Consider the following 25113-nt stretch of genomic DNA (forward strand, 5'->3'; position numbering starts at 1 on the left):
TGCGTTTTGCGTTTACGTTCGTCTCCCCGACACCACCCGCACGAAGATGTCGTCCATCGTCGGGAGGGCCAGCTCGAACGCCTCGATCTTCAAGCCCGGCGTGGTCGCCAACTGCGCCAGCAGCGCTTGGGTGTCCATGTCGCCGGGCAGCGACAGCGTGTGCGTGTTGCCCTTGCGGCTGGTCTCCAACACACCGGGGATGTGCGGCAGCTCGCCGTGCGCGGTGACCCGGACGGCGTTGTCCGCGTACTGCCGGCGAATCTCGTCCACGCTGCCGTAGAGCACCGACGCGCCCTTGTCAATCAGCACGATGCGGTCGCACATTTCCTCGACCTGGTGCATCTGGTGTGTGGACATGATGATCGTCGTGCCTTTGCGATGCTCTTCGAGCAGGAGGTCCTGCACCAGCCGTGTATTGACCGGATCGAGGCCGCTGAACGGTTCGTCAATGATGATGACTTCCGGAGCGTGAATCAGCGCCGTGATGATCTGCACCTTTTGTTGCATGCCTTTGCTGAACTCGCTCACTTTCTTGCGTTTCTCGGCGGCCAAGCCCAATCGCTCGAAGAAGGCATCGGCGCGCCGGCGGGCTTCCTGGCGCGAGAGGCCCTTCAGCTCGGCCAGATACAGCACGCACTCTTCGACGCGCAAGTCTTTGTAGAGGCCGCGCTCCTCCGGCAAGTAGCCAATACGCGCCTTCTTGGCTTCGGTCATCGGCCCGCCGAGCACATTGATCTCGCCGCGGTCGGGCTTGTAGATGTCGAGGATCATGCGGAGCGTGGTGGTCTTGCCGGCGCCGTTCGGGCCGAGCAAGCCGAAGATTTCGCCGCGATGGACGTCGAAGCTCACATCGCGCACGGCCTGCGCCTGCCCGAACGCCTTGGCTAGGCCGGAGACCGAGACGGTCGCGCTGTGCATCGTTGTCATGTTCACCTCTCTCAATCCGGCGGCTTGCGCAGCAACAGCCAGGCGCCTAGCAGCATCGGTGCGAAGAAGATCGCCGCACTAAGGAGCAGCGCGCTGAGCTGGCCGGTGATGCCGAGCACGATCATCCCTGCGAGCACCGGCCCGCCGACCAGCAGACCGCCGAATAAGCGACGCCACTTCGCGTCGCGGGGATCATTCACGTGTTGTAATCGTATCGCGTGTCATGTGCCCCGTCAATGAATTCTCCGTTACACCGCTCACGCCTCACCGTCGCCCACGCGCCGGAGCGCAGCCCGGGCCAGGTCGCGCGCGCGGTGCGGCGCGTCCCCCACGTAGTCGCTCGCATCGAGCAGCGCGCGGGCAGCTTCCGGGCTGATATAGCGAGTGATCTGGGCGTCGGCGCACAACGAAGCGATCAACGGATTCGACTCGCCCGCGCTTACCCTCGCCCACGCTGCAAGCGCATGTTCTCGGATGCGCTCGTGCATCTCCTGCCGATTTGCCCCCGCCTTCGTGACGGCCATAAGCAATCGCTCGGTGGCGGCAAACGGTCCGTAGAGGCGCATGGTGCGCGCGATCTGCGATTCGTTCACGCGCAGGTCTCGGATGACCCGCAGGGCAACGGCAAGCATTTCGTCCACAGCCAAGAAGGCTTCCGGCAGCATCGCGCGCCGGTTGGCCGAATCGTCCAGCGTGCGCTCCAGCAACGAATGCGCCGCGTTGTCCCATGCCACGCGCGGCAGCGCAGCAACCAGCCGGGCCAACGAATCTATCTTCTCGGCGTTGATCGGATTGCGCTTGAACGGCATCGCCGACGAACCAACCTGCTTCGCGCCGAACGGCTCGCTCCATTCGCCGATCGGCGGCGATTGCAAAATGCGCAGATCGAAGGCGAATTTGTAGAGCGATTGTGCAATGCCGGCCAGCACGTTCATTACCCGCCAGTCTTGCTTGCGCGGGTAGGTCTGGGTAGTCACCGGGAAAGCAGCGAGGCCGAGTTTGGCGAGCACACGTTGTTCGAGAGATTGGAGACCGGAGATCGGAGATTGAGCCTCATCAGATAAATCTCCAATCTCCAATCTCCCAATCTTCTCTAATCTTTGAATCTCTAATCTCTCACTCTCTGATCTCCCCGCGCCCGGTCCCAACAGCTCCGCATACGACGCCGATGTGCCCACGGCGCCTTTGAACCCTTTGCCCTTGATGTCATCCCGGACGCGTTCGACTTCGTCGAGGTCTATGAGCAGGTCCTGCAGATACTGCGCCAGGCGATAGCCGACGGTGGTCGGTTCGGCCGGCTGCAGGTGGGTGAAGGCCATGGCCGGCAGATCGGCATATTGCAGCACCTTGCCGGCCAGCGTTCGGATCAGCTCGATCAGCGCAGCGTGCACCCGGTTCATCGCTTCACGCAGGCGCAACGCGTCGGCGTTGTCTTCGATGTCCATCGAAGTCGCGCCGAGGTGAATGATGCCGCCGCCGACGGGACACTGCTCGGCGTAAGCGCGCACTTCAGCCATCAAGTCGTGGTGGATCTCGCGCTCGATCTCCAGCGCGCGGGCGATGCTGGCTTCGGTCACCTCCTCCATATGCGCGCGCAGGTCATCCGCTTGCTCACGTGAGACGATACCCAGCTCGCACTGGGCCTCGGCCAGCGCCACCCAGATTCGGCGCCAGAGCTGCCGCTTGTAACGTTCGCCCCAGATCGCGCGCATAGCCTCGCTCCCGTAGCGTTGGGAGAAAGGCGAAGTGAATGTCTCGACAGTCATCGTTGCCCCTAACGGACTTCGAAATTGGCGACGAATTGTGGCACGCCGCCGAGCGCGACGCGCACCTCATAGAGTCCGGGCGGGAATCCACCTGGCGGCGACCAGGAGATATACGCCGTGCCCTGGCCATTCTTCCCCAGTCGGCTGGAGCGAAAGAATACGCTGCCGCCGTCGCGGAACCAAGAATGCCTCAACAGCGCGCTAGGCGGCGCGTCGCGGAAGTCGAAGAAGATATAAATCGTCTCGACACCCGGCGTGAACGTCGTGCTGATGCCAACAGGCGCGCCATTGGCATCTATGCTGCTGGCGATTGCGTTGAGCGTCAGGCGCTTGTCCGGGGCAACTTGCGCTGCGCTGGGGCGCGTGGGCATGTCCGCCGGCGTCGCCAACGCACCGATCAGCGTAGATGTTGGCTCTGCGATGGGCGTGGCCCAGGCCGTTGGCGGCGGCGCAGCGGCGACGGCCGATTGCGTCAGCGCAATTGATGTGCTCGTGGGGGTGGCTGCCGGGGTAGCTTTGAACAGCGCGGCGGCCGATACGACAGTTTCGCCGGCCTCCGCGCGAGCGACAATGGCCTCGGCCGGTGGTAGGGATCGCGCAGTTTCATCCGGCAAGACCCGGCTGATCACCGTCAGCGCGCCCGCCAGCACAAAGGTCGAGAGCGAGAGGGTGAGCCTTCGATGGGCAATGCGCTGTGCGTTGCGGCGCACGCTGTAGTAAGCAGCTCGCTGCGCCCGGCGAGCGACCCAGATCGCGTTGAGAAAGATGAGCAGCGCGATGAAAGCGATGAGGCCTGCGGTGATGCCGAGCAGATTGGACGCAGGAATCACAACGCCGAAATTATACGGATGCCACAGCGTCGGGCGATCCCCGCCGAGGTCAGACCGCGCAGCGACCGGCAAGTGCGGACAACCGGCGATGAGGATTCAGCGCGCAGATGCGGTGGGAGGCGCCCGACGCCGTGCTTACTCTCACCTAATCATCAGGATTGCTCGTTAATAATATAGGCGACGGTGGTTGACCAGCTTAAAGTCTTCTTCACGATCAACGACTCGATCGTGCAATTCGTGCACGGCCAGGTCTTCTTCTCGCTGGCGGTGATGATGGGCGTGCAATGGTTCATGCAGCGCAGCCGGCTCGAATTAGCCCGCGCCCTGCCCTGGCTAGCGGCGTTCGGCGCGCTGGAGGCGGTTGCCGTGTGGGGCAACGCTTTCATCCCATTGCAAGAACGCCTGTTGCCGCCGGATACCATCCAGAACTTGCGCTTCCTGCAATTGTTGGTGCATCTATTGACATTTGCCACGTTGCTCGGATTCGGCCTGCGACTGAGCGAACCGGCCGTGCCTTCCTGGGCCGCAGTGTATGTGCCACTGGTAGTGGTGCTGGTCGCGACGGCCATCCTGGCCACGAACCGCGCGTTGACCCGCGGCGTGGACATGGTCAACAACGCCACGGTCGAAGCGCTGCTGCGCTATGCGCTGTGTTTGCCATCGGCGCTGCTGGTCGCCTATGGGTTGCGCTTGCAAGCCGGCCGCCTGGTCGGCCCGCTTAAGAACGAGCGCCTGATCAACGTGCTACGTGTAGCCGGCTTCGGTTTCATCTTCTACGCGCTGGTGGAGGGCGTGTTTGCGCCGGCGGCGCCGATCTTCCCCGCCAATGTCATCAACAGTGCGCAGGTCTTCCAGATCACTGGTGTGCCAATCGGCATCTACCGCAGCATCGTTGGCGCCGTCATTGCGCTGTTTCTGTTCCTGTCGCTGGACGCCTTCCGGATCGAGGCTGACCGGCTGAACGAGAAGCTGCAGCAGCAGCAATTTTTGATGACCGAGCGCGAACGCATCAGCCGCGATCTACACGATGGCACAATTCAGTCCATTTACGCTGCCGGGCTGATGGTGGACAACGCGCGGCATACGATTGAACAACTGGCTGCGCAATCCGACAATGGCGCCGGCCCGCTGATCGAACGCGCGCGAGAACAGTTAGGTGCCGTGTTGTCGGTGCTGAACAAGACCAATGAGGAGATACGCAGCTACATTTACGATCTGCGCCGTTCGGTGGCTGGAGATGAAGACTTGGCGCGCGGCTTGCTCGACATCGTGACCGAGTTCCGGATTCGCACCGCGATCCCGACCGACTGGAACGTCGAGGGATGCGGCACAGCCTACTTCTCCCCTGAGCAGCGCCAACACATATACCAGATCGTGCGTGAAGCGCTGAGCAATATCGCACGGCACGCCTCGGCCACGCACGCGCAAGTGGAGCTGCGATACGACCCCTGCCATAATCACGCCGGCGCGCGGGCTGTGCGGGTGCAAATTCGCGATAATGGGCGGGGTATTGTCCAACCGGTCATACGCACCGGGCGCGGGCTGTTGAACATGCGCGAGCGCGCCGCGCTCCTGAACGCGGACTTCAACCTGGAAAGCGAACCAGGCAAAGGCACGACGGTGACTCTGGTGATCCCACAGGTGGGAGGTAAGTGATATGTCGAGGCTGCGCTTGATCTTAGTGGATGACCACGAAGTTGTGCGGATCGGGCTGCGCACGTTACTGGCGCGCCACCCCGACTTCGAGGTCGTGGACGAAGCAGCGACCGGCCAGGAGGCCGTGCGCAAAGCGCTGATGCACCGGCCGGACATCGTCATCATGGACGTCCGGCTGAGCGGCATGAGCGGCATCGAGGCTTGCCGCGAGATCACTCAAGCCGCGCCGAATATCAAGGTCATCATGCTCACGTCCTACGGCGACGACGACACGTTATTCGAGAGCATCGCCGCCGGGGCGTCAGGCTATGTGCTCAAGCAGATCGGCAGCGACGAGCTGATCCGCTCGATCGAGAACGTGGGCCGGGGCGAAGCGTCGCTGGACCCGACGACGACATCGCGGGTGTTCGCCCGCATGCGCGAGATCGCCCGCAAGCGCGAAGAGAGCGCGTTTGCGTTGCTCACCGAGCAAGAGCTGCGCGTGCTGGCGCATCTGGCCGAGGGCCGCACCAACCGCGAGATCGCCGACCTCCTGGTGTTGGGCGAAGGCACGGTGCGCAACTACGTCAGCAGCATCTTTGCCAAGCTGCACGTGAACAACCGCGCGGAGGCGGCGGCTTACGCCGCAGCGCACAACATTCGAGATTACCTGTAGCTGCGAAATGCGCCCGGCGCGCGTTTCGCCCCTTATCTGTCATGGAGAAACTACATCACATTAACGGCCAATTTACCCGAGGCGCCAGCACGGAAACCATCGCCGTGGATAACCCGGCCAACGGCCAAATCATCGGCCATGTGCCGCTGGGCACACCGGAAGACATAGACACTGCCGTGCAGGCAGCCAAAAGCGCATTCGACGCCTGGAAGCGCGTCAGCGCGAGCGAGAAAGCTGAACTGCTGCACGAGGCCAGCCGCAAGATGCGCGCCCATGCCCACGAACTCATCGAGCTGCTCACGCGCGAGGAGGGCAAACCCCTCAGCGAAAACGAGGAGGAGGTCGTCTGGACATATTCCACCTTCGACTACTACGCCGAACTGGGCCGGCATTCGCGCGGCCGCGTGCTGCCGAGCACCGAGGATGGCGTGCTGAATATGGTGATCAAAGAGCCGTACGGCGTGGTGGGTTGCATCGTGCCGTGGAACTACCCGCTGCTGCTGCTGGCCTGGAAGGTCGCGCCGGCGCTGGCCGCCGGCAACACCGTCGTCATCAAGCCCAGCGAGATGACGCCGCTCACCGCGCTGCAACTGTGCGAGATTGCCTTCGATCATCTGCCCCCCGGCGTAGTCAATGTGGTGACGGGCGATGGACGCACCGGCGAAGCGCTGGTGCGTCATCCGGATGTGCCGATGATCGCCTTCACCGGCTCGCTGAGCACCGGCCAAAAGATCGCCAGCATCGCTGCGCCGATGATGAAGAAGACGCACTTCGAGCTGGGGGGCAAGGACGCCTTCGTGATTGCTGATGACGCCGACCCCGAGCTGGCCGCGCGCGCCGTGGCTTACGCCGCGCTGATCAACGCCGGCCAGGTATGCACCAGCACCGAGCGCGTCTACGTGCCCCAGCGCCTGGCAACGCGCTTCACCGATCAACTGGTGGACCTGGTGAAATCACTCCGCCTGGGCGACGGCATGGATGCCGAGACTGACATCGGCCCGATGATCGGCGACAAATACCGCCAGAAGGTCATAGACCATATTGCCGACGCCAAGGCCAAAGGCGCCCGCGTGCTGACCGGTGGGCGCGCGCCGGATCGCCCCGGTTATTTTCACGAGCCGACCGTGCTGGTGGACGTCAACCACAGCATGAAGATCATGACCGAGGAGACGTTCGGGCCGGCCATCCCGCTGATGACCTATGACAGCTTCGACGAGGCGATTCGACTGGCCAACGACAGCATCTACGGCTTGGGCGCCTGCCTCTATACCAGCGACGCCAAGAAGGCGCGCCGCTTCTTCGAGGATGTGAAAGCCGGCACGATTTGGATCAACGACCCGCTGACCGACAACTATGCCGGCCCGTTCGGCGGGATGAAGTACACCGGCGGCGGGCGCGAACTGGGCGAAGAGGGACTGGACGAGTTCCGCGAGACCAAGCACGTGCACTGGGACATCGAGGCGCGTCCCAAGCCGTGGTGGCTGCCGTATCACAAAGAGGTTCGTCCATGAGCGACGCGCGGCAACGACGCTGTGATATGCAGCGCCTTGAGCCTTTGCGGCTGCTCGTGGTAAAACACAGGTGCAACAATGTTGAAGTACAACCTGCTCCACCCCGAAATTCTCGAAGCGCTTGGCGGAGCCGGCCACGGCTCCAAAATCCTCATCGCCGACGGCAACTACCCCTTCAGCACGCGAGCTTATCCGGCGGCGCGGCGCGTTTACCTTAACCTGGCGCCGGGCCTGGTGAACGCTGTGGAGGTGCTGCGCGTGTTGGTGGGGGCCATCCCCATCGAGGCCGCTGACATCATGCTAACGGCTGAGGGGACGGAGGCACCCATCATCGCCGAATTTCGGGCGCTCTTGCCGAAGGATGTGCCGGTGCGCGGACACGAGCGCTTCGCTTTTTACGACCTGTGTCGTGATCCCGACACGGCGCTCGTCATCGCCACCGGCGAGCAGCGCACCTATGCGAACATCCTGCTCACGATCGGCGTGGTGAAACCGTGAGTCGCTCGAGCGCCCAGCGTGCTCGAAGCCACGCTGGGCGCTGTTGCCGGTCACTTGCTGGCTTCTTTAGCAGCGTTCTCGTATTTGGTCGGGCACTGCAATAGCAACGCGTCGGGCGAGTTGCCGGCGTAGAACTTGCCGTCGCCGTTCATCTTGCCGGTGACGATCGCACGCGCCTCGTGCATCAGCGTATCGGGCTTCACACCGCGATATATCACACGAACACGCTGCGCGTTAGGCAGGTTGTCGAAGAGGTCTTCGCGTGCGTGCACGACGTCGAACTCCAGGTGCAGCGAGTTCGGGTCATACACGATGCTGTCGCCGACCACCCAGCCGATCAGCTTGAGCGACCGATCCGGCGTAATCTGACCCGCCTTTCGTTTGGCGATCAGGTCATTGACCTGAACCTCCATGCTGCTGTTGCCGATGATGGTGAAGACCATCACAGCGATCACCGCCATGCCGATCAGGCCGATGCCAAACACAAATTTGGGTTTCATCTGCCACCTCTGATGTAATCGGCATTGTATGCAATCCGACTGAGACGCAAGTGAGTTTCGTCACGTCCTCGGCGGAACGTTCGATAGGTTCTTTCAGTCGGACTCATGGCCGCCAGAGCGTGCCGTCCGGCAGCCGGCTCTGCGTCCAGTAGATCACACCGCCCTTGAACTGCCCCATATCGCCGTGGATGGGATATTTCGCGGCCTGTTTCTCGTCAACGTCAATGCCCAGGCCAGGCTTGTCGTTGGCGTAGAGGTAGCCGTTGCGCAATTCCGGGCAACCCGGGAATACCTCCTGCAGCGGGTCGGGAAAGCCGCTGAACTCCTGAATGCCGAAGTTGTGCAGGTGCAGGTCGAGATGCACATTGGCGGCATGGCCGACCGGCGACACATCCCCCGGCCCGTGCCAGGCCGTGCGCACGCCGAAGGCCTCGCACAGCGCCGCCAGCTTGCGCGCCGGTGTGATCCCGCCGATGTCGCTGATGTGTACGCGGATGAAGTCAATCAGTTGCTCCACGATCAACGGCTTCCACTCCAGCGGATGGGTGAACAACTCGCCCATCGCCAGCGGCACGGTAGCGTGTTGCCGGATTCGCCGGAACCACTCGATATCCTCCGGCGCTAAGGCATCTTCTAGGAAGAAGAGCCGATACGGCTCCAGTGCCTTGGCGAAGCGCACCGCCTCGATCGGCGGTAAGCGTTCGTGCACGTCGTGCAGCAGCGGCGTCTCGAACCCGATCTTGCTGCGGATATAGTCGAACATCTTCTCGACCGACCGCATGTACACGTCGGGGTCATAGTATTCGCCCGGCAGCGCGCCTTCGGGGCTGCGCGCCTGACCCTTGATGCCGCCGTATACGCTGACGTTGTTGTAGGGTCTCTCCGTCTTGCGCGCCGTGCGCTTCGCACGACTGCCGAGGGCTTGGTCCTGCTTGGCCGGCCCGCCGTAGCCGCCGAGCTGGCAACGGATGTACATGACGCCCTGCTCCTTGAGGCGATAGACGTTGTCCAACACCTCCTGCGGGTCGCGCCCGTCGGCGTGGCGATAGATGGCCACACCATCCCGGCTTTTGCCGCCCAGCAAGTCATAGAGCGGCATCTTCGCCAGTTTACCCTTGATGTCCCACAGCGCCTGATCTACGCCGCTGATGGCGTTGTTCAGCGCCGGCCCATTGCGCCAGTAACTATTCTGATAGCACAGTTGCCAGATGTCCTCGATGCGCGAGACGTCGCGCCCGATCAGCAGCGGCCGAAGATAATCCTCCACCGCGGCCTTGACCAGCGTGAGGCGCTGGGTGAAGGTGGCGCACCCGACGCCATAGAGTCCGGCGTCGGACGTTTCGACTTTGACCACGGCCAGGCCGATGCCGGCCGGCGCGGTCAGGATGCACTTGACGTTCGTGATCGTAATCGGCATAGCGAAATCAGCTCCAGGGGCATTAAACGCCATGCCTGCCAAAAAGCAACAGCAGTGGTCGGATCGAGCGGCCCGACCACTGCTGTTGCCCTGCGCATCAAATGAAGATGATCTGCGCGCCCTCGGTCATGTCAATGAAGTCAGCCGCGGTCACGATGTCCAGCACGCCGTCTACGAAGTCCTCTTTCTTTAGCCCCATCATGTCCACCGAGAGCTTGCAGGCGTAGAGCTTGGCACCGCCGTCCACCAGCATTTGCAGATACTCGCTTACCGGCGGCACACCCAGCGCCTTCATTTTGTCCTTCATCAACTTGGTGGCCAGCGCAGTCATGCCGGGCAACACGCCGATCGCGTTGGGGATGCCGGCGTTGTCGGCGTGAATGCCCATCATGCTCATCTTCATGCTCGTGTTGCCCACCGGCGCAATCTCCAGGTGGTCCTGGCGCGACTTGCGGATAATGTCCAGTCCCCAAAACGTGAAGAAGATCGTCACGTCTATGCCGTTGCCCAGCGCCGCCCAACCCATCACCAGGGCCGGATAGGCCATGTCGAGCGTGCCCTTCGAGCAAATGAAGGCCATCTTGCGGGTTTCGTCGGTCATTTCACGCCTCCTCTATACGCATCCTTCCGGCTTGCCCAGCCCGGCGATGTGCGCCACTTTCTTCGCAGGGCCCTTGGGGAAGAGCGCGAACATTTCCTTCGTGCTGATGCCGGTGCCGGCGGTGATCTGTCGCAGCGTCGGCGAGCGCCCGTTCACGGCATTCTGGCGGCACCACTCGATCACCTTCCAGTGCTGCGGCGTCAGCTCTGGGATGCCCTCTTCTTTCGCGATCTCGATGGCGATCTCTTTGGTCCATTCGTCCGGCGAGAGGAGAAAGCCCTCCTCGTTCACCTGAACGGTCTTGCCTGAAATCACTCGCGTCGTCATATCTACCTCCTCCGCAGGTGCAACTTGCAGCCTGTAACTTGTCACTCGCAACGGTCATCGCGAATCTGCCGTCGCCTGTGCGCCTATATTGCTGAGCATGCGCATGGTGAGCGCCAAGCCACGCCGCACGTTTGGGTCGCGCATCTGCGCCAACAGCGCGCGGTACGAAATGTCCACCGGCGCGCTCGCCTCCTGCTCGGTCAGCGTGACGGTGTTGCGCAGGAAGTTCATCACCTCCGGCTGAGTCATTTCCTTCACCGTGCGCAAGATGAGCACGATGTTGTCGCCAAGTTGCCTGACATCCTCCTCGGTGAACGAGGTGACGATGTTGTCCACGATGCGCAGGCCGCCCTTCAGGAAGGCGAAGTAGCCCTTTTGCTCCATCTCAGCCAACACCGCTACAGCCCGGTTGAAAGCATCTTTGCCGATGGGCGCAGCGGCGTCGGCCAGATCGCTCACGCTCTCGAGTTGGTCGAGCAACCATTCGATGTTCCGGCCATTGCGCAGCAGCCGCTTGAGCAGGCGCAGTAAATCGGCCGGATCCACGTCGTCCTGCACCTCCTCGAGTTGCGCAGCGGAAAGGCGAAACACATCGTTGAGGATAGGCGTCAGGTCGCGCATCAACTCATGGCGTGCTTGGCGTTCGCGCTCCGCGATTTGCGCCTGCTCGGTCAAGTATTGCACCTGCGCAGCCAGCGCGTCTATCTTTCGGCTGAGTTCAGCCACGGTTGCTGCGCCGTCGGCCGCAGTCGCGCCGTTGGGGCGGATCAACTCGGTCTCCATGACGCCCTCCTCAGTTGAGACGTTGCTTACCGGCCATGCTCATCAGCGCCGGCAGCGGCAGCTCCTTGCCCTTCAACAGGAGATGCCAGTACATCCAGCGGAACAGCAGCTTGCCCCAATGGTTCGCTTCCGATTCTTCCAACAGTGTGAACGGCCCGACGCCGGGCAACGGATAACGGCCGGGCAACGGCTCCACGTCGTAGTTGAAGTCAATCAGCAGCCCCTTGCCAAAACCGGACTCAATGAAGCAGTTGGCGTGGCCGTCGAACTTGTGGGGCATCTCCAGGCCATCCGTGTAATGCACGAAGTTCTCAGCGAAGCATTCCACCGCGAAGTGCGCCACCGAGCCGGCCTTCGAGGTGGGCACGGCTGCCGCGTCACCCAGTGCGAACACGTTCGGATATGTTGGCGAGACAAAGGTGTGCTTATCCACCGGCACGTAGTTCAGCACGTCGCCCAGGCCGGAGCGCGCGACGACCTCGTCGCCCATGTTCAACGGCACACTCACCAACAAATCGTAAGCCACCTCTTGCTCGTCGTAGGAGATGATCTTCTTCGCGTCCGGCTCGACGCGCTCGATCATGAAATCGGGCACGACCTGGATGCCTTTCTCCTCCAATAGGCCGCTCAAGAGCTTCGAAGCGATCGGCTTGGTGAATGCGCCGGAGAGCGGCGTGGCGTAGATCAGCTCGACGCGGTCGCGCATGCCGCGCTCGCGGAAGAACCAGTCGGCCAGCATGAGGAACTCCAGCGGGGCCACCGGACACTTGATCGGGTTGTCCACCACGTTCACCACCAGTCGGCCCCCCGGCCAGGTGCGCAGGTATCGCGCCAGCGCCAGCGCACCTTCCAGCGTGTAAAAGTCATGGATGGATCGGCGCCACTCGTGCTCGGCCATGCCGGGCGTCTGATCGGGGCGAATGTGCGCACCTGTGGCGATCACCAGGAAGTCGTAGTCGAGATAACGCCCGTCTTTGGCCAGCCGCACGCGGTTGCGCTCCGTTTCGATCATTTCCACCGGCGAGATGATCAGTTCGACGCCGGGTGGGATGAAGTCGCGTCGCGGCTTCACCACGTCGTGCTTTTTGTAGATGCCGAACGGGATGAAGAGGAAGCCGGGCTGATAGTAATGTGTCTCGCTCTGGTCAACGACGGTGATCTTCCATTCGCCGTCTTCCAACATGCGGCTGAGCCGGTTGGCCACCATGGTGCCGGCGGTGCCGGCGCCCAAAATCAACAGCTTCTTCATGTCGCTTACTCCTTGGGCAGCGGCGTTCCGTCGCTCCCCTGACGAATCATGGCGATGTGCGAGAAGATGTCGGCTACGCGCTGCACGCCGCGCAGCACCCTGGCCAATCGTTCATGGTCGAGGCGGTACACGCCCTTGGTGCTCGCTTTGACGCGCGCCTCATCTGCGCCGAACGTCCGCGCTAATTCGCTCAGCCGGTCATCGCTGGGCGGCCAACGCTCCGGCGCGATGCCGCCGACGAGCACCATGCCTTTCAGTGCGTTGCCCACGCGGATCAACCCGCGCGCGCACAGCAGCCCGATCTCGCTGGGCGATGGTCGCGGCTCGATAGCGGGCGCGGCGGCGAGCTGCTTCCATGTGCCGACGCAGTGTTCGACGGCATTCGCGTCTTGCATGAGGGCGATGAAGAAACCGCATGGATGACTCACCTGCGTGATCGGCTGGCCGTCCATGTCGGTCGTCACCATCATCACGTCCAGCGCCTCGGCGAAGGCGTCCTGAATCATCTGAGCGCACTCCAGCGGCAGCAGCGCGCGCAGACCATCCGGCGCAGGCTCGTCCGGCGCGCGCAGCCGGCGTTCAAGCGGCGCAAGGGTGGCGCGCTCGTGCAGCCAACGCTCAACCTCGTCGGCCTCGAAGCGCCACTGCTTGCCGACGCGAATGGCGGGTAACCGGCCGGCCTCCACCATTCGGTAGATCGTCGTCCGATCTACTTTGAGCAGGTCTTGAACCTGGTGTGTCGTGAGCAGTCCGGTCATCGCCATCTCTCTGCCTTGCTGCGGGTGCGGTGATTGCACACTTTGTTGATGCATATGATGCATGTGGTGAGCGCGTTGGCATCCACTCCGTGAAGTGTTTCACACCTGGCCGAGTGGTTAGCCGGTCGGGCGATCCGGTGCGTCGGTTCTAAAATGCCTGCCCGATGTTGAGAATCATGGACCTAGACCGGGCGACGGAAGAGCTGTTGCGTCGCCCGCCGATTGACGAAGTCGTTGTCACCGAAGGGATGCGCCGGCGCACCATCGCGACCTTCGGCGAAGACCTGCATCCCGAAGAAGCCGTGCGGCGCATCTTGCGCGATGTGCGCGCGCGGGGCGATGCCGCCCTGGTGGACTGGACGCGACGACTGGACGGCATCGCGCTCAGCGCCGAGCAACTCGAGGTGAGCGACGCCGACATTGCCGCCGCCTATGACCGCGTGGATGGCGAAGTGGTTGCCGCGATGGAGCGCGCTGCGGAGCGCATCGCTCGGTTTCACGCGCGGCCGGTTGCGCAATCCTGGATGATGACCGAGTTGGGCGGCGTGCTCGGTCAGCTCATCCGACCGCTGGCGCGCGTGGGGGTATATGTGCCGGCCGGCGCGGCGCCGCTGCCCTCGTCGCTGCTGATGACGGCCGTCGTAGCGCGACAGGCCGGCGTCGAAGAAGTGATCGTGTGCTCGCCGCCGCAGCAGGGTTCACTGCTGCCCCATCCGCTTGTCCTTGTCGCCGCGGACATCGCCGAGGTGGACGCCGTGTATGCCGTCGGTGGCGCGCAGGCCGTTGGCGCCATGGCTTACGGCACCGAGACCATTGCGCGGGTGGATAAAGTCTGCGGGCCGGGCAACACGTTCGTCGTGCTGGCCAAGCGCCAAGTGTATGGCGTCGTGGGCATTGATGCGCTACCCGGACCGACCGAGACCGTGATCGTGGCAGACGAGAGCGCCAACCCCGCCTGGGTCGCTGCTGACATGATGGCGCAGGCCGAACACACCGCCGGCATGGCGCTGCTCCTCACGCCCTCGCGCAGCCTGGCCAAGGCCGTCAACATCCATCTCCAATCTCAAATCTCCGATCTCCCTGAACCCAATCGCACTGACGTGTGTGACTCGTTTGCCCAACGCAGCGGCGCCGTGATCACCGAAGACCTGCTGGAGGCGGTTGCGCTGGCCGATGACTTCGCGCCGGAGCACCTGTGTCTGTCGGTCAGAGACCCATGGGCGTGGGTGGATAAGATTCGCAACGCCGGCGGCGTGTTCGTGGGTGAGCATTCCTACGAAGTGCTGGGCGACTACGTTGCCGGCCCCAGCCACGTCATGCCGACCGGCGGCACGGCGCGCTTTGCGCCGCCGCTGAATGTGCTCGACTTCATGCGCGTGATGAACGTCATCGCGCTGGACGAAGCGACGGCGCGGCAACTCGCGCCGGTCGCCGTCAAGCTGGCCGAGGCCGAAGGGCTGCACGCGCATGCCCACGCGGTCAAACAGCGGGGGAGGGCAGACGGGTAGTGCAGGCTGTGACGTTGCCTCCCACCATTCGCTGTTTAGCGATACAATCCTCTTTGAAATGGCGCTTGCAAATGTGATCGGCGCGTTTGGGCTGGCCGGCGCAGCAGGACTCAACGCCTATATCCCTTTGCTCATTGTGGCCATCCTGGCTCGGCTGGACATGCTTCAGCTCAGCCCGCCGTTCGATGCGCTGGCGAGCTGGCCGGCCATCGTTGCGCTGGTCGTGCTCGGCGCCATCGAGTTCGTAGCCGACAAGGTGCCCGGCGCAGATCACATCAACGATGCCATCCAAACCTTCGTGCGGCCGGCTGCCGGCGCGATCCTCTTCGCTGCGAACACCGGCGTCGTATCGGGCGTGGACACCACGCTTGCGTTCATTTGTGGGCTGATGCTGGCATCCGGCGTACATGCGACGAAAGCCGCAGCGCGTCCGGTCGTCAACGGCGCGACGATGGGCATCGGCGCGCCGTTCATCAGCGTCGCCGAGGATGTCCTGGCGACGATTGGGTCGCTGCTGGCCATCTTCTTTCCGATCTTGTTCCTGCTGTTCGCCGCGCTGCTGGGCTATCTCGCCTACCGGCTGATCAAGCGGGCCCGCCGGTTGCGCGCGCCGCGCACGGCGCAGCCGACCGTAACGACCTGATGCAGCTGCCCGGTGTGGCAAACGGCTCATGAACGACTGGGGCGTCATCGGCCATGACTGGGCGGTGCGCCGCCTGCAGCGCACCATCGAGCGCGGACAACTCGCGCAGTCGCACCTGTTCGTCGGCCCGCCCGCCGTCGGCAAAGCGACGCTGGCGCTGGCACTGGCGCGCGCTTTGTTGGGCGGCGATGATCGCTCGCGCGCGCTGGTGAATCAGCGCCGGCATCCCGATCTGCTATGGGTCGAGCCGACGGGCGATGGCGAGACGATCAAAGTAGATCAAATCCGCGAGCTACTGCATGCGCTCATCCTGGCGCCGGTCGAGAGCCGGCATCGCGTGGCCGTCGTCAACGATGCACACCTCATCACCGACAGTGGCCAGAACGCCATCCTCAAGACGCTGGAGGAGCCGAACCCTTCGGTCGTCATCGTCTTGATCGCGCCGAACACCGATACGCTGTTGCCGACCATCGTCTCACGCTGTCAACCGCTCAACCTGCGGCCGGCGCCGGTGCATGCCATCGAAGAGGCGCTCCTGGCGCAAGGTGTTGCCCGCGAACGCGCCGCGCTCATCGCCCGACTGTCGCGCGGACGGATCGGCTGGGCGCTACGCGCTGTCGAGGACGATGAAGTGCTCGAAGCGCGTGCCGAGCGCCTGAACGACCTGCGCACGCTGCTGGCCGCTAACCGCACGCAGCGCTTCGCCTACGCTGAGAAGCTGGCGCGCGCCGAGCCGGCGCGCATCGCGCAAACGCTCGAAGCCTGGCTGCTGCTGTGGCGCGATGTGGCGCGCGTCGTCGGCCGCGATGCGCCGACCGAAGCCCTGGTGAATGCTGACCAGCGCGAGTGGATCGCTCGGTTGGCGAACGCGCTGTCGGTTGCCCAAATTGTGGCGCTGTTGCGCGCCACGGGCCAGGCGCTGCAGTACCTCGACCGCAACGTGAACCCACGGCTGGCGCTCGACGTGCTGCTGCTCAAGCTACCGCGCCTGCCGGCGAGTTGAAGCGCCTCGCCCGGCGCTGCCGTCAACTCAACACCACCAACACCTGGTTCTGCTCCACGGTCTGCCGCGGCTGCACCTTGACTGCGCTGACTGTGCCTTCGCGGGGGGCTTTCAGCTCGTTCTCCATCTTCATGGACTCGAGCACCACGACCACTTGACCTTTCTTCACCTTCTGGCCCTCCGTCACCGGCACCGCTACGATCAACCCCGGCATGGGCGACTTGATGTTGACCTCGCCGCTGGTGGGGCTGAATGCGCCGGCTGCCTCCGCCAACCGCTTGGCACGCTCATCGGCCACCTGCACGTAATACAGCACCCCGTTCAGCAGCACGCGATACTCGCCATCGCCTCCTTCCACCAGCGCCTCGAACGAACGGTTGTCGAGCAACAATGAATATAGCCCGTCGTCGTCAATCGCGCGGAGGTCCAGCGTACGTTTGACGCCGTCTATGACGATTTCGCCATCCTGATTGATGTCAATGATATGCGTCTTGTCGCCGATGGTGGTCAGATATCGCATGGCGGGGGTAGTATATCGGGTATGCCCAAGGCCGTGATGGTCGCGTCCAACAACGCGCACAAGTTGCAGGAGCTGCGTGAGATTTTTGCCCTGGCCGGCTTGGCCAGCGTGAACCTGGTTGCCCCGCGCGATCTAGGGTTGACATGCGCGCCGGATGAGACCGGCGCGACATACCTGGACAATGCGCTGATCAAAGCCAGGGCGTTCGCCCGCGCATACCGCGAGGAAGCTCGGCGCCGGAAGTGGGGCGAACTCTGGATACTGGCCGACGACTCCGGGCTAGAAGTGGATGCGCTGGGAGGCCGACCGGGCGTGCAGTCCTCCCGCTACCACCAAGACGCACCGGGAGGCGATGGGTGCGCTGCGCTCTTGCGTGAGCTGGTAGCCATGCCGGACGCGCAACGCACGGCGCGCTTTCGCTGCGTCCTGGCGCTGATCGGCCCACAAGGCCAAGAGCACATCTTCGAGGGGGTGTGCGAAGGGCGCATCGCGCATGAACAGCGCGGCGAAAACGGCTTCGGCTTCGACCCCGTGTTCCTCCTGGACGACGGGCGGACAATGGCCCAGCTCTCCCCCATCGAGAAGCACCGCATCAGCCATCGCGGCGTCGCCGGCCGCCAGGCGGCTGAGTTCTTGCTGCGCTTGGAGGCGACGTGATCTCGAACCGGGTCTCGCGCATTCGCGGCGAAGTCGCGCAGGCGTTCGAGCCGTTTTGCGCCTCGACGCCTGAGGAAGCGCCGGGGGTGGTGTTGGCCGTGTCCGGCGGCGCCGATTCATTGTGCCTGGCCGACGCGACGTTGGCCGTTGCGCCGCGGCTGCGCCTGCGTCCCCTCATCGCGCACCTTGACCATGGCTTGCGCGGGGAGGCCGCGGCGGCGGATGCCGCGTTTGTGCGCGCGTTCGCCGCCCAGCACCGGCTGCCGTGCATCATCGAACGAGCGGACGTCGGCGCCCTGGCGCGCGAACGCAGGCAGTCTATTGAAGTGGCTGCGCGCGACGCGCGCTACCAATTTCTGGCGCGTGTGGCCGAAGCTCATGGCGCCCGCTTGGTGGCGCTGGCGCATCACGCCGATGACCAGGCCGAGACCGTCCTGCTGCGCTTGATCCGTGGCACCGGACTGCAGGGCCTGCGCGGCATGCAAACGCACGATGCGCTGCCGGCTGCCCCCCACCTTACGGCCGTGCGTCCGCTGCTGCGCATATCGCGCGCGGAGATCGAGCGCTACTGTCAGGAGCGGAGATTGCAACCGCGCCACGACGCGACGAACGACGCGCTAGACCATACCCGCAACCGAGTGCGCCATGAGTTATTGCCTATCCTGGAGCGCTACAACCCGAACATTCGCATGGCGCTGACGCGGTTGGCCGATACAGTTGCATCGGATATGGAAATCGTCGAGCAGGCAACCCAGGCTGCCTTCGCGCGCGTGGCGCAGCCGTTGCATGAGGGCATTGCGTTCGACCGTTCAGCTTGGCGCGCGCTGTCGCGCGGCCTGCAGCGCGCGACCCTGCGCGAAGCCGCGCGGCGGTTGCAAGGCGACGTCACCGGCCTGTCGTATGCGGCGATCGAAGAGGCGCGCGATGTCCTCAACAGCGACGCGCCAACCGGCGAGATCGCGCTGGCGCACAGCATCAGGATAGACGTCTCTCCACGCGCCTTCACCGTGCGCCATTCGCAGGTGTCATCTCCATATAATCGCAGCAATGGCTGAGCCGGGGGAACCACTGACCGAGCGCGAACTGGAAGTGGTGCGGTTGCTGGCGACGGGCGTCAGCAACAAAGAGATTGCTGCGCAGTTGCACGTCAGCCCGAACACCGTGCGCGTTCACCTGCGCAACATCTTTGCCAAGCTCGAAGCTCGCTCGCGCACTGAGGTGACGATGATCGCGGTGCGCAACGGCTGGGTGGACATTACGGCACAGGCCGAACTACAACCCCCTGGCGCATCCGCCGATTCGCCGGTTGCCGATGCCGCAGCAACGCTCAACATGCTGCAGGCCATCCCGGTCATTGCTCCGATGGTTTCACCGGCAGCGCCCGCTGCGCAGCCGACGCCGGTCGCCCCTAACCCACAACCGTTACCATCACCCACCCTGTGGCAACGGATCGCATCGCTCGCGACGCTGCTGGCCATCCTCCCGCTCATGGTCATCTTGTTGCAGCGCCCCGCTGTTGAGGCCAGTTCAGCATTGGATGATTTTGCGCCGGCCGACGGATCGAGCGATCCCCCAATGGTCACGCCGTTGGTCGAATCGTCACGCTGGCATCTGCGGGCTTCGATCCGCACGGCCCGCACGCGGCCGGCCGTCGCCGTCGCCCGAGGCGATGTGTATGTCGTCGGCGGCGAAGTCGGACGCGCGCCGTCGGGCGAAGTGCTGATCTACGACCCACAGCGGGACGCCTGGCGAGAGGCAGCGAGCAAACCGACGCCGGTGATGAACACCGGCGCTGCAGTCATTGGCGATATGCTGTACGTACCCGGCGGTGCCACAGCAGACAGCCCGGCGACCGACCGAGTCGAGGCGCTGAACCTAACGACCGGTGAGTGGGAGGTGCTTCCGCCGCTGCCGCGCCCTCTGGCCGGCCACGCCGTTGTGGCCTTCGGCGACCGGCTTTACGTCGTCGGGGGGCGCACATTGGGCAGCCTGAACAGCGCCATGTTTGCCTTCGATGTGAAGTCGGGGCAATGGATGTCGCTTGCGTCCCTGCCCACGCCACGCAGCCAACTCGCCGCTGCCGTCCTCAACGGGCGCATCTACGCTGTGGGCGGCTATGACGGCCGACAGGAATATGCGACCTGTGAATACTTCCAGATCGCCACGGGCCAGTGGGCCGCGTGCGCGCCAATGACCATCCCACGCGGTGGCTTGGGCCTAGCGCAGGTCGGCTCTGTACTCTATGCTGTCGGTGGCGGCCTATCAGGCTTCGTCGGGTTCAACGAACGATACGACGCCGGCGCGGACCGGTGGGTGCCGTTTGAGACGCCGGCGCAACGGATGGGAGACTGGCGATACATCGGCGTCGCGTCGCTGCCCACACAGTTCTACGTCATCGGCGGCTCTACGCGGGGCGTGCCGCTGGCCGACAACTATGTGTATGAAGTGCTGAACTACCGCACCTTCCTACCAGCCTTCCAATCGAACCCGGACCAGTAGCGGGCTGCGGCCCCGGGTCAGGCCATTGCTTCCGCCGCGTTCAGCGAGGGGGCGTCGCCTCGTTCGAAATGACGCCACCAGGCACCAATGACCGAGGCGTCGCTGAAGAACCACTTGCCCCAACCCGGCGAATGCCCCACGCCTTCTAATTCGAGTGTGTCTGCGCCATCCAGCTCGCTCAGCGCGAGCGGCACTACGCCGTCGCCCCACTGCGCGCCGTCGCCGGAGATGAAGCGATAGTTGTAGTAAGCCTCGCGCTGGCGCAACGCGCCATCGGCCTTGCCTTCGATGTATCGGCTGCGCACGTTAATATAGCGGACCTGCGGCGCGTAGTAAGCGCCGGGGTATGTCTCGTCCACCCATGCCGCAGCGCGCATTCCTCGGCGCAGCGCTGCGCGCGTCGCCCGCAACGGGCTGCCCACCATATACAGGCGCGACACGCGCTCGTAGCCGTGATATGAGCGCTGGTGGGGTTTGAGCGTCCGATCGCCGAGATAGGCTCGCCCGACGATGCCGCCGGCGCTGTGACCGACCAGGATAACTTTGCGCGCGCCGGTCTGCTTTAGTGCGTGGCTGATGGCCGCGTGCGCGCGGTCCACCAGCAGGCTGTAGTCGGTCAAGCCGGCCAGCATCCACGTCACCCGCGTAATGCCGGCGATGAAGACGCGCCGACCCGAAATGTTGGCCAGCGCGCGCGCCGCAAAGCGGTAGTCGCTCCAGTGCGAGCCAAAGCCGCCGATCAGCACGATGGGTTCTCGAACGCTCATGCGGCAAGTAGTCTAACGGAAACGATTAGCCCGACATTAAGGGCGTGTTCGAGGATCGAAGCCACACGCGCGATTGTCTATGGGCGCGCCTGGCGGATGACGTCGGCGCCCACATACGGGCGTAGCGCTTCCGGCACAACGACGCTGCCGTCGGCCTGCTGGTAATTCTCCAGCACCGCGATCAGTGTGCGCGGCAGGCCTAGGCCGCTGCCGTTCAGCGTGTGCACGAATTCCGGCTTGGCCCCCTTGGTGCGGCGGAACTTGATGTTGGCGCGGCGCGCTTGAAAGTCGCCCACGTTGCTGACCGAACTGACCTCCAGCCATTCGCCGACGCCGGGAGACCACACCTCGAGGTCGTAGGTGATGCGTGAGGCGAAGCTCAGGTCGCCGGTGCACAGCAGCTTGACGCGATAGGTTAAGCCCAATTCCTTTAACGTGGCCTCGGCATCCTCGCGCATCTTCTCCAGATAGTGGTCGCTGTCCTCCGGCTTGGTGAACGCATACATCTCCACCTTGTCGAACTGGTGGCCGCGCTTGATGCCGCGCACATCTCGGCCGGCGCTCATCTTCTCGCGTCGGAAGCACGGCGTATAGGCGGCGTAAAGCCGGGGCAGGTCGTCGGCGTCGAGGATTTCGTTGCCGTGCAGGTTAGTGAGCGGCACCTCGGCCGTCGGCACCATCCAGAAGTCTTCCTCAGCGTCGTGATAGAGGTTGTCGCGGAACTTCGGCAGTTGGCCGGCGGCGAACAACGTCTGCGCCTTTACCATGAAGGGCAGGTAGCGTTCTTCATAGCCCTGCTGCATGCGCAGGTCGAGCATCCAAGCGATTAGGCCGCGTTGTAGGCGCGCGCCCCATCCGTTCAACACATAGAACCGGCTGCCGCTCAACTTCACGCCGCGCTCGAAGTCAATGATCCCCAACTGCTCGCCGATCTCCCAATGGGGCTTAGGGGAGAAGTCCTGTGGCGGCCGTGTGCCCTCGACCACGCGCAACACGACGTTGTGCGTTTCGTCCGGCCCGATCGGGACGCGCGGGTCTGCCAGGTTGGGGAGCGCTGCCGTCAGCTCGCCGAGCTGCGCTTCGATCTTGGCCAGCGCCGCCTCCAGCGCGTCAATTTCATCGCCGACGCGACGCATCTCGGCCTTCTTGGCTTCACGCTCGGCGTCGTCGCGCATGCGGCCGATTTCCTTGCTCACTGCGTTGCGGATGGCGCGCAATTGCTCTGAGCGCGCCAGGATTTCTCGTCGCTGCGTGTCGAGCGCCAGGATTTCGTCCACCGGCGTCGGGTCGTTGCCGCGATGGATGATCGCTTGGCGGACGATCTCCGGTTCTTTGCGGATCAAGTTGATGTCCAACATATCGGGTCCTCACATCGAAAATGAAAGCGCCCTTGTCGCATCAGGACGAAGGGCGCTCGTGGTGCCACCTGACTTCGCCAGCGCCGCGGCCATTGGCCGCGAAACTTGCTTTCGACGCCAATGACCCGGTTGCTGACCTCGAAGGTTCGCTAACGGGAACTCCCGTCCTGCTCGTCGCAGGAAGCTCTACGAGTGGAAGCGCGACCCTTCAGGCTGCCGGTTCGCACCGCCCACCGGCTCTCTGCAAGCACATCCGGCGCGCATCTCGCGTCGTCGCCGATGTCCACAATTTTAACCGCAAAGGCGGCTATGATGCGCGGCATGGTCAAAGCGCTGCATGCGTGGTCGCTCGAGCCAGACCAGGCGATCCGGCTCCAGGCGCAACTGCGTGCGCAACTCGTGTTGCGGTGGGATGGCCGCGCAGTGCGCACCATTGCCGGCGTGGATGTGAGCCTGAGCGAAGCGCGCGCACGTGCGGCCATCGTTGTGCTGCGCTATCCCCAGATGACCCCGATCGAAGGCGTGACCGCGGACGCGCCGCTCGCCTTGCCCTATATCCCCGGCCTGTTGGCCTTTCGAGAGGGTCCGGCCATCCTCGCGGCCTGGGAGAAGCTCCAACATTCACCCGACCTTGTGATGTTTGACGGGCAGGGCATCGCGCATCCGCGAGGGATCGGCATCGCCTCTCAGATGGGGCTGTGGTTGGAGCGCCCCACGATCGGCGTTGGCAAGTCCAGGCTATACGGCGATTTTGAGGAACCGGGGCCGAACGTCGGCGACGCAAGCGACCTGCTTGACCCGCAGACGAAGCAGGTGATCGGGGCCGTCTTGCGGACGCGCAAACGGGCTAAGCCGCTTTTCGTCTCCCCGGGCCATTTGATTGATGCGGCGCGCGCAGTGGCCTTCGTCATGGAGTGCGCGCGGGGCTACCGTTTGCCGGAGCCAACGCGCTGGGCGCACAAGTTCGCCGCAGGCGAGGCGTTGCCGATTGACCCAGGTGAAGACGTTGGCGCTGTTTTGACCCATCCGCTCTGAAGCCGTGGCGCGTCGTTCACGTTCGCGCGCGCGTGGGTTCACGTGGAGCACAGGCGGCGCGCCAATTCGTCGTCATCCAGCACGGTGCGCAGGTCGAGCATGACACGGTCGTTGCTGATCCGGGCAATCACGCCGCGGGCGCGCAAGGCGGCCAAAATCTCGCCCGGCGAACGCGCGTTTGACGCGAGCGCGATCAACGTCGTCGGCAGGGTCTCGCCCGGCAACGCCCCACCGCCTACCGTGCTCACACCGTCCACCAATTCGGCCCGTAGGCCGTTCTCCCGTAGCCAACCGGCGATCTGCGCAGCCATCTGGGTCGCGCGCCGCGTAATATCTGCCTTGGACATGGCCAACATGCGGATCACCGGCACCTCGCGATGCGCCTCGCCGCGCGCGTAATGCAGCAGCGTCGCCGACAGCCCGGCCAGGGTGAATTTATCGGCGCGGAAGGCGCGCGCCAACGGATGCCGCCGGCAGCGCTCAATCCACTCGCGCTGCCCCAGCATGATGCCGGCTTGCGGTCCCCCCAGCAGCTTGTCGCCGCTGAAGGTCACCATGGCCACGCCGGCCCGCAGACTATCCTGCGGCATCGGCTCGCGACGCAGGCCAAACTGCGAGGTATCTACGAGCGCGCCGCTGCCCAGATCGTCTAGCACCGGAACGGAGAACTGCTCGCCGAGCCGAACCAAATCCGCGATGGGCGCCGCCTCCACGAAGCCGATCATCAGGAAATTGGACGAGTGAACGTGCAGGATCGCGCCGACGCCCGGCGCATGCCCTTCGGCTTCGCGGATCGCCTGCTCGTAATCCGATAGGCGCGTCCGATTGGTCGTGCCCACCTCGATCAAGCGCGCGCCGCTTTGTGCCATGATCTCGGGGATGCGGAATCCGCCGCCGATCTCCACCAATTGGCCGCGTGAGATCACCACGCCTTTGCCGGCAGCGACCGTTGCCAGCATCAGCACCGTCGCTGCGGCGCAGTTATTCACGACCAGCGCTGCTTCTGCGCCGGTCAATTGGCACAGCAACTGCTCCACCGCCTCGCCGCGCCGCCCACGTTCGCCGATAGTCATGTCGAATTCGAGCGGGCTGTAGTCGCGCCCAACCTTCATCATCGCCTCCTGGGCGGATCGGCTGAGCGGCGCGCGGCCGAGGTTGGTGTGGATGATCACGCCGGTTGCGTTCACGACCGTCGGCAGACGCTCGAGGGAAAGTGACTGTAACAAGGCGCGCGCAGTCGCGATCAGCTCATCGCGCGAGGGGGGCGGGGCACCGTTGTGGATGGCTCGACGGGCGCGATCGAGCACCTCGCGGAGCGCATGTACCACGCGCGCATGTCCTTCGGCTTCGACCAGCCCGTTGGCCTGCGCGAGCAATTCGCTCACGCTCGGCAACTGCCGCAGCTTGTCGTTCAAAGCCACCGTGGGGATTATACGGAGTCCCGTTTGACCATGCGCCTAACTGTGGCGCGCGAGCGCGCGGCCTCTCTGCTGCGCGCGATCATTTGGATCGCCGCTCTCATGTGATTTGGCGAAGCGGAAGTTCTCCGTGTTGAGCATGTTGCCGCAGCGTCCAAGACCGAGTTTGGCGCTGAGGTTGAATCCCCCGATGTCGTTTGACGCAGCGCGGCGAGTAGGCGGCGCGG

26 protein-coding genes are annotated in these 25113 nt (G+C 64.0%); 11 read left to right on the forward strand and 15 right to left on the reverse strand.

Going from position 1 to position 25113, the window contains the following annotated elements:
* Positions 1–12: 12 nt before the first annotated feature.
* Genes GXH28_RS02980 through GXH28_RS02995 form a run of 4 tightly spaced genes read right to left on the reverse strand, consistent with a single transcriptional unit; the run spans position 13 to position 3523 of the window.
* The gene (locus GXH28_RS02980; RefSeq protein WP_169237527.1) at positions 13–918 is read right to left on the reverse strand and encodes an ABC transporter ATP-binding protein; all 906 of its coding nucleotides are present in this window, start codon (positions 916–918) and stop codon (positions 13–15) included.
* 20 nt (positions 919–938) lie between these two features.
* Positions 939–1127, reverse strand: coding sequence for a hypothetical protein (locus GXH28_RS02985; protein WP_169237528.1), 189 nt, complete (start codon positions 1125–1127; stop codon positions 939–941).
* A gap of 57 nt (positions 1128–1184) precedes the next feature.
* Positions 1185–2693 carry an adenylosuccinate lyase gene (gene purB / locus GXH28_RS02990; RefSeq protein WP_169237529.1) on the reverse strand — a complete coding sequence of 503 codons (1509 nt, stop codon included), beginning with the start codon at positions 2691–2693 and terminating at the stop codon, positions 1185–1187.
* Between the two features lie 8 nt (positions 2694–2701).
* Positions 2702–3523 (reverse strand): hypothetical protein, encoded by an 822-nt coding sequence (locus GXH28_RS02995; protein ID WP_169237530.1) that lies wholly within the window; start codon positions 3521–3523, stop codon positions 2702–2704.
* A gap of 183 nt (positions 3524–3706) precedes the next feature.
* On the opposite strand from GXH28_RS02995, the gene GXH28_RS16775 reads away from it, so the two are divergent.
* From GXH28_RS16775 to GXH28_RS03015, 4 genes are all read left to right on the forward strand, one after another.
* Positions 3707–5179, forward strand: a complete 1473-nt coding sequence (locus tag GXH28_RS16775) for a sensor histidine kinase (RefSeq protein ID WP_169237531.1) — start codon at positions 3707–3709, stop codon at positions 5177–5179.
* A gap of 1 nt (position 5180) precedes the next feature.
* Positions 5181–5834: a response regulator transcription factor gene (locus GXH28_RS03005; protein ID WP_169237532.1), complete on the forward strand. Its 654-nt coding sequence runs from the start codon at positions 5181–5183 to the stop codon at positions 5832–5834.
* Between the two features lie 41 nt (positions 5835–5875).
* Positions 5876–7345, forward strand: a complete 1470-nt coding sequence (locus GXH28_RS03010; RefSeq protein WP_169237533.1) for an aldehyde dehydrogenase family protein — start codon at positions 5876–5878, stop codon at positions 7343–7345.
* A gap of 78 nt (positions 7346–7423) precedes the next feature.
* Positions 7424–7843 carry an RbsD/FucU family protein gene (locus GXH28_RS03015; protein WP_169237534.1) on the forward strand — a complete coding sequence of 140 codons (420 nt, stop codon included), beginning with the start codon at positions 7424–7426 and terminating at the stop codon, positions 7841–7843.
* A gap of 50 nt (positions 7844–7893) precedes the next feature.
* On the opposite strand, the gene GXH28_RS03020 is transcribed toward GXH28_RS03015, so the two are convergent.
* The 7 genes from GXH28_RS03020 to GXH28_RS03050 form a co-directional block, all read right to left on the reverse strand.
* The gene (locus GXH28_RS03020) at positions 7894–8343 is read right to left on the reverse strand and encodes a cytochrome c maturation protein CcmE domain-containing protein (protein ID WP_169237535.1); all 450 of its coding nucleotides are present in this window, start codon (positions 8341–8343) and stop codon (positions 7894–7896) included.
* Between the two features lie 103 nt (positions 8344–8446).
* A complete protein-coding gene (locus GXH28_RS03025; RefSeq protein ID WP_169237536.1) occupies positions 8447–9760 on the reverse strand; it encodes an enolase C-terminal domain-like protein in 1314 nt (437 codons plus the stop codon).
* Between the two features lie 97 nt (positions 9761–9857).
* Positions 9858–10361: a DsrE/DsrF/DrsH-like family protein gene (locus GXH28_RS03030; RefSeq protein WP_169237537.1), complete on the reverse strand. Its 504-nt coding sequence runs from the start codon at positions 10359–10361 to the stop codon at positions 9858–9860.
* Between the two features lie 12 nt (positions 10362–10373).
* Positions 10374–10688 carry a TusE/DsrC/DsvC family sulfur relay protein gene (locus GXH28_RS03035; protein ID WP_169237538.1) on the reverse strand — a complete coding sequence of 105 codons (315 nt, stop codon included), beginning with the start codon at positions 10686–10688 and terminating at the stop codon, positions 10374–10376.
* Positions 10689–10742: 54 nt separating this feature from the next.
* Positions 10743–11471 carry a DUF1641 domain-containing protein gene (locus GXH28_RS03040; protein ID WP_169237539.1) on the reverse strand — a complete coding sequence of 243 codons (729 nt, stop codon included), beginning with the start codon at positions 11469–11471 and terminating at the stop codon, positions 10743–10745.
* 10 nt (positions 11472–11481) lie between these two features.
* Positions 11482–12720 (reverse strand): type III sulfide quinone reductase, selenoprotein subtype, encoded by a 1239-nt coding sequence (gene sqr, locus GXH28_RS03045; protein ID WP_169237540.1) that lies wholly within the window; start codon positions 12718–12720, stop codon positions 11482–11484.
* A 5-nt stretch (positions 12721–12725) separates the two neighbouring features.
* Positions 12726–13532, reverse strand: coding sequence for a PocR ligand-binding domain-containing protein (locus tag GXH28_RS03050; RefSeq protein WP_240550138.1), 807 nt, complete (start codon positions 13530–13532; stop codon positions 12726–12728).
* Between the two features lie 110 nt (positions 13533–13642).
* On the opposite strand from GXH28_RS03050, the gene hisD reads away from it, so the two are divergent.
* From hisD to GXH28_RS03065, 3 genes are read left to right on the forward strand one after another with little or no spacing between them, the layout of a single operon-like run.
* Entirely contained in the window at positions 13643–14986 is a 1344-nt protein-coding gene (gene hisD, locus GXH28_RS03055) for a histidinol dehydrogenase (protein ID WP_169237541.1), read from the forward strand.
* Between the two features lie 58 nt (positions 14987–15044).
* A complete protein-coding gene (locus GXH28_RS03060; RefSeq protein ID WP_169237542.1) occupies positions 15045–15629 on the forward strand; it encodes a DUF4126 domain-containing protein in 585 nt (194 codons plus the stop codon).
* Between the two features lie 28 nt (positions 15630–15657).
* Positions 15658–16632, forward strand: coding sequence for a DNA polymerase III subunit (locus GXH28_RS03065; RefSeq protein WP_169237543.1), 975 nt, complete (start codon positions 15658–15660; stop codon positions 16630–16632).
* 22 nt (positions 16633–16654) lie between these two features.
* Here GXH28_RS03065 and GXH28_RS03070 read toward each other — a convergent pair whose 3' ends face one another.
* A complete protein-coding gene (locus GXH28_RS03070) occupies positions 16655–17152 on the reverse strand; it encodes a DUF2118 domain-containing protein (protein WP_169237544.1) in 498 nt (165 codons plus the stop codon).
* 21 nt (positions 17153–17173) lie between these two features.
* Between GXH28_RS03070 and rdgB the strand changes: the two genes are divergently transcribed.
* The 3 genes from rdgB to GXH28_RS03085 are packed head-to-tail and all read left to right on the forward strand — an operon-like array spanning position 17174 to position 20308.
* Positions 17174–17809: an RdgB/HAM1 family non-canonical purine NTP pyrophosphatase gene (gene rdgB, locus GXH28_RS03075; protein ID WP_206156696.1), complete on the forward strand. Its 636-nt coding sequence runs from the start codon at positions 17174–17176 to the stop codon at positions 17807–17809.
* The gene (gene tilS / locus GXH28_RS03080) at positions 17806–18864 is read left to right on the forward strand and encodes a tRNA lysidine(34) synthetase TilS (RefSeq protein WP_169237545.1); all 1059 of its coding nucleotides are present in this window, start codon (positions 17806–17808) and stop codon (positions 18862–18864) included. The genes rdgB and tilS overlap by 4 nt, the downstream gene beginning before the upstream one ends.
* On the forward strand, positions 18857–20308 hold the full coding sequence (locus GXH28_RS03085; RefSeq protein ID WP_169237546.1) for a helix-turn-helix domain-containing protein: 1452 nt from the start codon (positions 18857–18859) through the stop codon (positions 20306–20308). Before tilS ends, GXH28_RS03085 begins: the two co-directional genes overlap by 8 nt.
* Before the next feature lie 17 nt (positions 20309–20325).
* Here the strand turns inward: GXH28_RS03085 and GXH28_RS03090 are convergent, their stop codons facing one another.
* Together GXH28_RS03090 and serS are read right to left on the reverse strand one after the other, a co-directional pair.
* Positions 20326–21075 (reverse strand): esterase/lipase family protein, encoded by a 750-nt coding sequence (locus GXH28_RS03090; protein WP_169237547.1) that lies wholly within the window; start codon positions 21073–21075, stop codon positions 20326–20328.
* 77 nt (positions 21076–21152) lie between these two features.
* Entirely contained in the window at positions 21153–22433 is a 1281-nt protein-coding gene (serS, locus tag GXH28_RS03095) for a serine--tRNA ligase (RefSeq protein ID WP_169237548.1), read from the reverse strand.
* Positions 22434–22754: 321 nt separating this feature from the next.
* On the opposite strand from serS, the gene nfi reads away from it, so the two are divergent.
* Positions 22755–23468, forward strand: coding sequence for a deoxyribonuclease V (gene nfi / locus GXH28_RS03100; protein ID WP_169237549.1), 714 nt, complete (start codon positions 22755–22757; stop codon positions 23466–23468).
* A 38-nt stretch (positions 23469–23506) separates the two neighbouring features.
* On the opposite strand, the gene selA is transcribed toward nfi, so the two are convergent.
* Entirely contained in the window at positions 23507–24889 is a 1383-nt protein-coding gene (selA, locus tag GXH28_RS03105) for an L-seryl-tRNA(Sec) selenium transferase (RefSeq protein WP_320447900.1), read from the reverse strand.
* Positions 24890–25113 lie beyond the last annotated feature (224 nt).

The sequence above is a fragment of the Candidatus Roseilinea sp. NK_OTU-006 genome (assembly GCF_012931985.1).
In the GTDB taxonomy this organism is placed as follows: domain Bacteria; phylum Chloroflexota; class Anaerolineae; order J036; family Brachytrichaceae; genus JAAFGM01.